The 11,048-nt window shown below is 73.1% G+C and carries 6 protein-coding genes and 1 pseudogene; 6 read left to right on the top strand and 1 reads right to left on the bottom strand.

Annotation, left to right across the window (positions count from 1 at the left end; all coding sequences use genetic code 11):
• The 6 genes and pseudogenes from GUY61_RS27670 to GUY61_RS27645 form a co-directional block, all read left to right on the top strand.
• Window positions 1–1,398: pseudogene (locus GUY61_RS27670) on the top strand (serine/threonine protein kinase); the annotation flags it as partial.
• Between the two features lie 164 nt (window positions 1,399–1,562).
• Window positions 1,563–3,269: a serine/threonine-protein kinase gene (locus tag GUY61_RS27665; RefSeq protein ID WP_313896886.1), complete on the top strand. Its 1,707-nt coding sequence runs from the start codon at window positions 1,563–1,565 to the stop codon at window positions 3,267–3,269.
• A 233-nt stretch (window positions 3,270–3,502) separates the two neighbouring features.
• On the top strand, window positions 3,503–5,296 hold the full coding sequence (locus GUY61_RS27660) for a serine/threonine-protein kinase (RefSeq protein WP_166632980.1): 1,794 nt from the start codon (window positions 3,503–3,505) through the stop codon (window positions 5,294–5,296).
• 189 nt (window positions 5,297–5,485) lie between these two features.
• On the top strand, window positions 5,486–7,117 hold the full coding sequence (locus GUY61_RS27655) for a succinic semialdehyde dehydrogenase (protein WP_166632979.1): 1,632 nt from the start codon (window positions 5,486–5,488) through the stop codon (window positions 7,115–7,117).
• Between the two features lie 149 nt (window positions 7,118–7,266).
• The gene (locus GUY61_RS27650; RefSeq protein WP_166632981.1) at window positions 7,267–9,033 is read left to right on the top strand and encodes a GMC family oxidoreductase; all 1,767 of its coding nucleotides are present in this window, start codon (window positions 7,267–7,269) and stop codon (window positions 9,031–9,033) included.
• 132 nt (window positions 9,034–9,165) lie between these two features.
• Window positions 9,166–9,918, top strand: coding sequence for a hypothetical protein (locus tag GUY61_RS27645; RefSeq protein ID WP_166632978.1), 753 nt, complete (start codon window positions 9,166–9,168; stop codon window positions 9,916–9,918).
• Between the two features lie 383 nt (window positions 9,919–10,301).
• Here the strand turns inward: GUY61_RS27645 and GUY61_RS27640 are convergent, their stop codons facing one another.
• Window positions 10,302–10,619 (bottom strand): chorismate mutase, encoded by a 318-nt coding sequence (locus tag GUY61_RS27640; RefSeq protein WP_166632977.1) that lies wholly within the window; start codon window positions 10,617–10,619, stop codon window positions 10,302–10,304.
• Window positions 10,620–11,048: the final 429 nt, after the last annotated feature.

Raw genomic sequence — 11,048 nt, 5'->3', positions numbered from 1 at the left:
CTCCAGGGCCCCGTGCCGCCGTACGGCCCGCACGGTCACGGCCTTCGGGATCACCACGAGGGACCGGGCACCCAGGACACCCCTGGGCACGGCGGCTGGGACCAGGTCGTCGGGGACGCCGGGGGTCGGCGGCAGCGGGGTCCGGCCTCGATGCTGGCCGCGGAGCGGGCGCGCCAGACGCGCATCGCGGTCGTCGGGGCCGTCACCGAGCGCTGGGCGCCGGAGCAGGCGGGCCCGGTGCACGAGAACTGGCAGCTCGCCCCGCCGATCGGACCGGCCACGGACCTGTGGGCCCTGGGCGCCCTGCTGTTCCGCGCCGTGCAGGGGCACGCCCCCTATCCGGAGGAGAGCGCGTACGAACTCGTGCAACTCGTCTGCGCCGAGCCGCCGGCGTTCGCCGAGGAGTGCGGACCGCTGCGGCCCGTCGTGGAGTCACTGCTGCGTCAGGACCCCACCGAGCGGCCCGACATAGAGGAACTGCGCGGCTGGCTGCGCTCGCTGGTGCGCTCCGCGCCGGAACCCGAAGCCGGCGCGCGGATCGTGGCCATGCCGTCGATCGACCCGGCCGAGCCCGCCGACCCGCGCCGGCTGCCCATCGTGCGCCGCCGCGGCGAGGTCGTGAAGAAGCGCCGCTCGGCCTCGCCCGTCGCCACGCACGGACGTCACAAGGCGACCCGCGGCGGCCGCCGCGGGTCACGTTCGCTCGGCCGGACCCTGCTGGTGCTGATACTGCTCGGGCTGGCCGGGGCCGTCGCGTACGCCATGTTCCTGATGCCCCCGGCGGGGGAGGGCGAGCAGGGCAACCGTCCGGCGCAGACAAGCACGGGCGGCGGCGCGGGAGCGCCCTCGCCGACCCCGTCGCAGTCGGCCGAGGCCCCCGAAGCGCCGCAGGAGGAGTCGACGTCCCCCGCGTCCACGGCCCCGCAGACCGAGGAGCCCGACGGTCTCGCCGAAGGCTATGTCGTGCGCAAGGACCCGGCCGGGTTCCAGGTCGCCGTCGACAAGGACTGGAACCGCACCGGTCTCAACTCGCGGCGCCAGGTCCGTTACGGCGGGGGTGACTTCGAGCTCGTCGTCGTTCCCGGCCGGGACAGCGTCGAGGACTTCGGCTCCGACCCGATGGAGTACCAGCGCGAGCGCGAGCAGGAACTCCAGCCGTTCCGCGACTCCACCTGGTCCACCGCGACCGGGCTGCGCCGCATCGACGTGGGCGGACGGGCCATGGCGGAGGGGCAGTTCACCTGGAGCGACGCCAGCGGCCGCGAGGTGTACGTACGGAACCTGGCGATGATCGTCGGCGGGAAGTACGACATCGTGATGGTCATCGGCCCCGAGTCGGAGCGTGACGAGGTCACGCGCGTCTTCGAGCAGGCGACCGCGACCTACCGCCGTAACTGACGCCGTAACTGACGCCGTGACCGGCCGGGGTGACTGACGGTGTGACCCACCGTAGTGACTCGCTGCCGCGAATTGCCGTCGTAACGGACTTGTGAGGGGGCCGAGGTTCCGCGTGCGTATTGCTCTCCGTAACCTTGCAACCCAGGGAACGGCGGGCGGGGATCGTGGACGACACTCGAAGAGGCAGCGCGAACGGCACCGTAGTGGCGGGGCGTTACCGGCTGAGGGAGCCCATCGGCAGCGGTGGCATGGGCCGTGTGTGGCGCGCCCAAGACGAGGTCCTGGGCAGGGCGGTCGCCGTCAAGGAGCTGACCGCCGCCCTGTACGCGGCCGAGGAGGACAGGGTGCTGCTCACCGCCCGTACGCAGAAGGAGGCCCGGGCCGCGGCCCGGATCAACCACCCCGCCGTCGTCACCGTCCACGACGTGCTGGAGTTCGACGACCGTCCGTGGATCGTGATGGAACTGGTCGACGGTTGCTCCCTCGCGGACCGGGTGAAGGAGTCCGGTGCCCTGGCGCCCGAGGAGGCCGCGCGCATCGGGCGGCAGGTGCTGGCCGCGCTGCGCGCCGCGCACACCGCCGGGGTGGTGCACCGGGACGTGAAACCGGGCAATGTGCTGCTCGCGCGCGACGGCCGGGTCATGCTCACCGATTTCGGGATCGCGCAGCTCGACGGGGACTCGACGATCACCCGCACCGGGGAGATCGTCGGCTCGGTCGACTACCTCGCGCCCGAGCGCATCAGGGGTGACGTTCCGGCACCCGCCTCCGACCTGTGGGCGCTGGGCGCCACCCTCTACACCGCAGTCGAGGGGCGTTCCCCGTTCCGGCGTACGTCGCCGCTGTCCACGATGCAGGCCGTGGTCATGGAGGAGGCGGAACGGCCGGAGCGGGCAGGCGTGCTGGGCCCGGTCATCGAGGCGCTGCTGCGCAAGGAGCCCGCGGACCGGCCGTCGGCCGACGAGGCCGAGCAGATGCTCGCCGAGGCGGCGGAGGGGCGCAGACCGGCCGCGGCCCAGGCGTACGTCCCGACGCAGGTGATCCAGGACCCGGAGCGGGCCGTGACCCGTCCGTACGGCGGCTTCCGGGACGGCGCCGGCGATCCCGCGGCAGCCGGCGGCCCCGGTGGATCGGGTGGCCGCCCCGGTGGTTCCGCCGGCAACGGTCCCGGTGGCGGTGTGTCGCGGCGCGGGAACTGGCGCACCGTCCTGGCGGTCGTCGTGGTCGCGGCGCTCGTCGGCGGCGGCGCCGCGTTCGGCGTCGTCAAGTTCGCCGGCCGGGACGGCGGGGCCGACGCCGGCGTCGAGGCCGGCGCCGAGGCCGGCGGTTCGAGCGCGTCGGCGCAGCCCTCCCCGGGGGCCTCGGAGAAGGACGGTCCGCCCGCGCACAGCACACCGGACGGCTGGACCAGGGTCACGGACGAGGCGGGGTTCAGCCTGCTCCTGCCGGAGGGATGGGCACGGCGTACGGACGGCGGCCAGATCGACTACACACCCGACGGCGGCGACCACCTGCTCCGTATCGGCATCGACCCCGACCCGGACTTCGGGAGTGCCCACCCGCATCTGCTCGACATCGAGCGGCAGACGGAGGAACGGCTGCCCGACTACCGGCGCGTCCAGCTGACCGAGAACACCTTCCGCGACCGTGAGGGCGCCCTGTGGGAGTTCACCTGGACCGAGACCAAGACGCACCCGGGACAGCGGCGGGCCATCGACCAGGTCTACTTCGCCGACGGAACGGAGTACGCGATCTACATGACCGGGCCGGCCGACGACTGGGACCGCACGCGGGAGCAGTTCGAGACGGTGCTGCGCGGCTGGAGCCCGGACGCCCGGCCGGCCGAGGACGGTGCTTCCGCCGCCCCGTGACGCCGCCCCGTGACGCCGCCCCGTGACGCCGCCCCGTGACGCCGTCCGGCGGCGCGCTCGCGGCCCGGCCCGACGGTCCGGCGGTCGCCCGGCCGTCGCCCCGGCCCCTCAATCCGCATGGCGGCCGCGCCCCTCGCCCGCGCGGTGACCCGGCCCAGGGACTATGTCACGGTGCTGCATCCGCTCTCCGGCTCGACTGGAGCCCCGGTGCCCCGCACGATATTGATGGGTGCATGAGCAACGATGGGGGACGGGCGAACGAGCCCACCAGTTATGGTCTCCGGCCGCCGGACGCACCGCCGCCGCAGTCTCATCAAGTGCCGCCGCAGAACCCGTACGCGGCACCCGTGAACCCGTATCAGCAGCCACCGGCGCACCAGTCACCCGCCGGGCAGCAGCCCGTCCGGCAGAGCCCCGCACACGCACAGCAGCAACCCGCCCACCGGCCAACCGAAGTGAGCGCGCCGCCTCCCGGTGCCGCGGCACCGCAGGACCCCGACGCGGGCCGGGTCGTGGGCGGCCGCTACCGGCTCGTCGAGCGGCTCGGCCACGGCGGCATGGGCACGGTGTGGCGGGCGCACGACGAGATCGTCGACCGCGACGTGGCCGTCAAGGAGCCGCGGGTTCCGGACCACTTGGGCGAGCGCGAGCGGCAGACCGTCTACCAGCGCATGCAGCGCGAGGCACGGGCCGCGGCCCGTATCGACCACCCCTCGGTCGTCACGGTCCACGACGTCGTCGTCGAGGACGGCCGCCCGTGGATCGTGATGGAGCTGGTCCGCGGCCACTCGCTCGCCGACCGGCTCGAGGAGGGCACTCTCGACCCGCGCGAGGCCGCCCGCATCGGGCTCGCCGTGGTGGGCGCGCTGGGAGCGGCCCACGAGGCGGGCGTGCTGCACCGGGACGTCAAGCCCGCCAACGTGCTGCTCGGCCGCGTGGGTACCTACCACGACGACACCGGCGGGGGAGAGCGGGTGGTGCTCACGGACTTCGGCATCGCTCAGGTCGAGGGGGAGCAGGGACTCACCGAGACCGGGGCCTTCGTCGGCTCGCCCGAGTACATCGCGCCGGAGCGGGTGCTCGGGCAGCGGCCGGGCCCCGAGTCCGACCTGTGGTCGCTGGGCGTGGTGCTGTACGCGTCGGTGGAGGGCATGTCGCCGTACCGCCGGTCCAACACCCCCGCCACCCTGCAGGCCGTCCTGTCCGCCGAGCCGCAGATCCCGGCGCGCGCCTCGGGGCCGCTGGGCCACATCGTCATGCAGCTGCTCCGCAAGGAGCCGGCCCTGCGGCCGCCGGTCGCGGAGATCCGGCAGGCGCTGGAGGCGGTGGCGCGTCCCGCGCCACCCTCGCTCGCCGCCACCCAGCTGGTCGCGCGGGGACAGCGGGCGGCCGGGGGCAGCCGGTGGGTGCCGCCGGTGCTGCACCGCAACCGCCCGGCGCAGTACGGGCTCGGCGCGGGCGTGTTCACCGTGGCCCTCGCGCTGGTGCTGCTGATCGCCCAGCCGTTCAAGGGCGAGGAGATGCCCGCGGACTGGGTGGTGCGGGAGGAGAGCGAGGTCGTCGGGGCGGACATCGCCGTACCGCGGGACTACAAACGGGTGCCCGGCAGCGACGACGGCAGCGTCACCTTCAACGACCCCAGCGGCGTCTTCACCGTCTACCTGACACGGGTGGTGCCGGGCGAGGACGACGACCCCCTGGAGGCGGTCGGTCCCGAGGCCGACGAATGGGTCGAGTACTACGAGGCCGGCGGGGACAACGGCACCGACATCCAGGATGTGGAGAGCAAGGTGGTCGAGGCGCGCCAGCAGGGCACGGAGGCGCGGGACATCATCACCTCCTTGCGCGAGTACGCGGCCTCCGAGGACGACATCTACTACCGCTGGCACGAGCGCCTCGTCGTCAGCGACGACAAGAAGGCCTACTGGCGGCTGCGGGTCACCATGCCCCACGAGGGGGACGCGGCCGAGGACGGCGAGAAGCTGTTCGCGGAGGTGGTCAAGTACCTGGAGATCAAGGACCTGTGAGGCGGCGGGAAAACGATGGCCCCTGAGGGTTCCGTGCGCCTGGTGGCGCGCACAAGCCCCTGATCAGGGGCTTTGTGCCAGTGAACACTGGCGCGAACTCCGCCGGTCCGCGGGCGGTTCGGCCGGAGTGCCGGAAAACCTGTTACCGACGGGTACACAAAGTGCCCGGCGGGGCATACCCTCACCGCCATGACGGACTCGCACGCCCCCACCGCGCAGCCGGGCACCGGCGCCCTGGGCACCAACCCCATCGCCCCCACCCCCTCCAAGGTCCGCACGGCCGCGGACGTTGTCACCCCAGCGGTGGTCGCCCGGCTGGCAGGCGGTGTCGTCGGCTCCGGAAGGACGGAGAACCACACCCCGTTCACCGGGGAGCGGCTCTGCGAACTGCCGGAGTCCACGCCCGAGGACGTCGCCGAGGCCTTCGACCGGGCCCGCGCTGCCCAGCACGGCTGGGCGGCAACGCCCGTACGTCAGCGGGCCGCCGTGCTCCTGCGGTTCCACGACCTCGTCCTGGAACGCCAGGCCGAAGTGCTCGACCTGATCCAGCTGGAGACCGGCAAGGCACGGCTGCACGCCCATGAGGAGGTGCAGGCCGTCGCCGTGTCCGCCCGCCACTACGGCCGCAGGGCCGCCGCCTACCTCAGGCCGAAGCGGCACACCGGCGCCATGCCCACCCTCACCCGTGTCTCGGAGCTGCGCCAGCCGCGCGGCGTCGTCGGCCAGATCGCCCCCTGGAACTACCCGTTCGAGCTGTCGATCGGCGACGCCCTGCCCGCCTTCGTCGCCGGCAACGCCGTCGTCATGAAGCCCGACACCGAGACCGCGCTCACCGCGCTCTGGGCTCGCGACCTGCTGATCGAGGCCGGTCTGCCGGCCGGTGTCTTCCAGGTCGTGCTCGGCGAGGGCCCGGTCGTCGGCCCGGAGGTGGTGCGGCACGCGGACTACGTCTCCTTCACCGGCTCCACCCGCACCGGCCGCGAGGTCGCGCGGGGCGCGGCCTCGCGCCTGGTCGGGGTGAGCCTCGAACTCGGCGGCAAGAACGCCATGCTGGTGCTGCACGACGCCGACGTGGAGAAGGCGGCGGCGGGCGCCGTGCGCGCCTGCTTCTCCTCCGCGGGCCAGCTGTGCATCTCCATCGAGCGGCTGTACGTCCACGAGTCCGTCGCCGACGACTTCCTGGACCGCTTCGCCGCCCGTACGAAGGCCATGCGCCTCGGCAACGCCCTCGCCTACGGAGCCGACATGGGCTCGCTGGCCGGCCCGCGGCAGCTGGAGGCGGTCACCCGGCACGTCGAGGACGCCGTCGCCAAGGGCGCCAAGCTCCTCGCCGGCGGGGTGGCGCGGCCCGACATCGGCCCCTACTTCTTCGAGCCCACCATCCTCGACGGAGTCGAGGCGCCGATGGCGGTGTGCGGTGAGGAGACCTTCGGGCCGGTCGTCTCCGTCTACCGCTTCAGCGACGAGGACGAGGCGATCGCCCTCGCCAACTCGACGACCTACGGCCTCAACTCCAGCGTCTGGACGCGCGACGCGCGGCGCGGGCGCCAGGTCGCGGCCCGGCTGCGCAGCGGCACGGTCAACGTCAACGAGGGCTACGCGGCGGCGTACGGAAGCGTGCAGTCGCCCATGGGCGGCATGAAGGACTCCGGGCTGGGACGGCGGCACGGCTCCGAGGGCATCCTCAAATACACCGAGGCGCAGACCGTGGCGCAGCAGCGGCTGCTGCCGCTGGCCCCGTCGCTGGGCATGGACGACGAGAAGTACGCGGCCTTCATGAGCCGGAGCCTGAAAGTCATGAAGGCACTGCGCCTTCGCTGAGAACCGATTGAGGAGGGGCAGTGTCACGGGACAGCCATGCCCAGAATCCGGCCGGGCCGGGGCACGACGCGGACGGCGCCTCGCGCACCGGCCGGGGTGACGGCGACGAGGGTCACGGCGACGGCCGCGACGAGGGTTACGACTACGACGTGATCGTCGTGGGCTCGGGCTTCGGCGGCTCGGTGTCGGCCCTCCGCCTGACGGAGAAGGGATACCGGGTCGGCGTGATGGAGGCGGGACGCCGTTTCACGCGCGAGACCCTGCCGAAGAGTTCGTACGACCTGAAGAACTACCTGTGGGCGCCGGCCCTCGGGCTGTACGGCATCCAGCGCGTGCATCTGCTCGGCAACGTCATGGTGCTGGCGGGCGCGGGCGTCGGCGGCGGATCGCTCAACTACGCCAACACGCTGTACGTGCCACCGGAGCCCTTCTTCAAGGACCCGCAGTGGAAGGACATCACCGACTGGGCGGAGGAGCTGAAGCCGTACTACGACCAGGCGCGACGGATGCTGGGCGTGCGCCTCAACCCCACCATGACGCCCTCAGACGTCCATCTGAAGGCGGCCGCCGAGGCCATGGGCGTCGGGGACACCTTCCATCTCGCCCCGGTCGGTGTCTTCTTCGGGGACGGCGAGGATGCCGACGGCAAGGCGAAGGCACGCCCCGGCGAGGAGGTCCCCGACCCCTACTTCGGCGGCGCGGGACCGGCCCGCAGGGCCTGCCAGGAGTGCGGCGAGTGCATGACCGGCTGCCGCCACGGCGCCAAGAACACCCTCAACGAGAACTACCTGTACCTCGCGGAGCGGGCCGGCGCGACCGTCCACCCCATGACCTCCGTCGTCGCGGTCACCGAGCACGGTGCGGGCGGATACGCCGTCACCACCGTTCCCACCGACAAGCGGCGCAAGGGCCCGTCCGAGGCGAAGGTCCTGCGTGCCCGCGAGGTGGTCGTCGCCGCCGGCACCTACGGCACCCAGACCCTGCTGCACACCATGAAGGACCGCGGGCTGCTGCCCCGGATCTCCGACCGGCTCGGCAAGCTGACCCGCACCAACTCCGAGGCCCTGGTGGGCGCCCAGACCACGGACCGCCGCTACCGCCGCCGGCACGGAGCGGCCGGGGGGACCAGGGCCGACTTCACCCGCGGCGTCGCCATCACGTCCTCCATCCACCCGGACTCCGCCACCCACATCGAACCGGTCCGCTACGGCAAGGGCTCCAACGCGATGGGCGCCATGTCCATCCTCCAGGTCCCCTACGCCGAGAAGTTCCCGCGCGTCCTGGGCTGGCTCGCCAACACCGCGCGCCACCCGGTGCTCACGGTGCGCTCGCTGTCCACCCGCCGCTGGTCGGAGCGGACCATCATCGGTCTCGTCATGCAGTCGCTGGACAACTCCCTGACGACGTACCGCAAGCCGCGCGGCATCGGGAAGGGGCTGCTCACCGCGGCCCAGGGGCACGGCGCGCCCAACCCGAAGCAGATACGCGCGGCCACCGAGGCCGCCAAGACCATCGCCGACGAGATCGGCGGCTTCCCCGGCAGCAACGTCGGCGAGCTGATGGGCACCCCGCTCACCGCCCATTTCCTGGGCGGCTGCCCGATCGGAGCCACGCCGGAGGACGGCGTCATCGACCCGTACCACCGGCTGTACGGCCACCCCGGCATTTATGTCGTCGACGGCGCCGCGGTCTCGGCGAACCTCGGCGTCAACCCCTCGCTGACCATCACGGCCCAGGCGGAGCGGGCGATGTCCCTGTGGCCCAACAAGGGCGAACCCGACCCGCGCCCGCGGCAGGGGGAGGCCTACGAGCGCCTGTCGCCCGTCGGGCCGAAGTCCCCGGCGGTCCCGGAGGAGGCGTACGCGGCGCTGCGGCTGCCCTTCCTCGGGATTCCGGCGGTCCCGCCGAAGAAGTAGCGGGGCCCGCGTGACCGTTGGTGTGCGGAAGGGCCGTCCCCGGCACGGGGACGGCCCTCCGGGAGCGTGCTGCCGGGGCACCGGCACGCCGGAGCCCGCGGGTGGTACGAGGCCGTGAGCGGAGGTGGGGCAGTGAGGAAGTCCGTGCGGCGGGTGTTGCGTGGGTCCCGTGTGTCGCGGGCCGTCCTGGCCGTCTGCGTCGCGTCCGTGCTCGGGCCGGTGGCCGCGTGCAGCGGGGCCTCCGAGACGGGGGACGCCAGTGGTGCGGGTGCGGGGGCGGACGGCCGGAGGACCGAGCAGCCGAGGGCCGCGGTCACCAGGACGCTGAGCGCGGCCGAGCTGGAGAAGGCGGTCGTGGCCCCGGCCGACCTGGACGGGTATGCCGTCGAGGCGGTCCCGCTGGATGATCCCCCGCGGGAGACCGTGCCGGCCGAACCGGAGGTCTGTCAGCCGGTCGCCGATCTCTTAACCTTCGACACCGACCCAAGGGCCGACGCCCGCGTGGTCCGGTCCCTGAGCCATGCCGAGGCGCTGGACGCGACGGTCACCTCCGTCGCGCTGCTCGCGCACGACCGGGCGGGCGCGGTGAAGATCATGGATGGTCTGCGCGAGGCGACCGGTGCCTGCACGGCGTACGAGCAGGCATCGGGCGAGTACGACGGTGTGAAGGCGCTGGCCGGTCCAGGGCTGGGCGAGGAGTCCGTCGCGTACCGGATGGAGGGCCTCATCGGCGGCGAGTCGGTGCCGGTGACCTTCACGGTCGTGCGCTACGGCTCGACGATCGCGGTGTTCCACGCGATGAACCTGGCGCAGCCTGAGAGGACCGGGATCCCCGAGGAGATCATCGGGGCGCAGCTGGCGAAACTGGAGGAGACAGCCGGCTGAGGGGCCGCTGCCCTGGGCGGCCTGGGCGGCCTGGGCGGCCTGGGCGATCCGGCCGGTCGGGTGATCCGGCAGATCGGGCCGGCCCGGGGTGATACGGCCGGCCCCGGGCGTCCCCGGAGCCGGCCGTTCTCGCATGACCGGGCTGCTGTCCCCTGCGGTCCGGTCACGCGCCGGTGCGAAGGTCCCACGACGTACGGCGTCCATACGTCACATCGCCCCGGCGGGAGCCACGCGTGGTTCTTTCGTGCCCGCCCCTGGCTGGCACGGACACCGGTACCAACGAAGTCCCGCCGTGACCGGTCACGCGCCGTACGGGTGAGTGCGGATACGAACCTGGGTGCACCGAACCCGGATGCGGCACTCGTCCCTGCGCGGACCCCGGATCAGATCCGGCCGCGGCACAGCTCGAGCAGCGTCATCGCCAGGGAGGTGCCCGGCCTGCCGAGGGCGTCCCTGAAGCGGCCCAGGATCTCCATCTCGCGGGAGAGGTTCACGCGCCGGCCGCCCGACTCGATCCGCGCCTGCTGGATCACGGCCGAGACGGCCATCCGTTCCTGGACGAGGCCGATGATCCGGTCGTCGAGCGCGTCGATGCGCTCCCTCGCGTTCCTGATCACGTCGGCCGCCTCGGCGGTGTGGGCGCCGGTCTTCTCGGCGGCGGTGGCGCCGCTCTTGCGGGGGGTGGTCGCGGTGCTGGTCATCTGCGGGGCTCCTTGCGTTGCGCGGGGCGGATGCGGTGCCCCGGAGCGGAAGGCCCGGAAATGACAGAACGCCCCGGGCCTTGCCGGCCCGGGGCGCCTGGGAAGTCGCTTGTCAGTTGCTCAAGCAGCACGACCATGGCAGCCGGCGGGCCGGGTGCCATAGGTAAAGACGAAGGTCGAGTGCTTGCGCATGGGGCAAGTATGGGCCCGCGGCGCCGGTATGCCAAAGCCGGGCCGGATGGTGAGACGGCGGTCCGGTGGCATCCGGCGGCCCGGCGGTCCCATGTCCGGCGGTCTCCGGCGGTCTCCGGCGGTCCGGCCGAGAGGGGTACGGGCGGTCTCCGGCGGTCCCGCGGAGAGGGGTACCGGCGGGACGGAGGGGACGCCCGCGCACCCCGGTAGAATCGGCCGCACAGACCCACTCCCGCC

Origin of the sequence: Streptomyces sp. GC420, assembly GCF_009916105.1 — a bacterium.
GTDB lineage: Bacteria > Actinomycetota > Actinomycetes > Streptomycetales > Streptomycetaceae > Streptomyces.
This window is presented reverse-complemented; position numbering and strand designations above follow the sequence as displayed.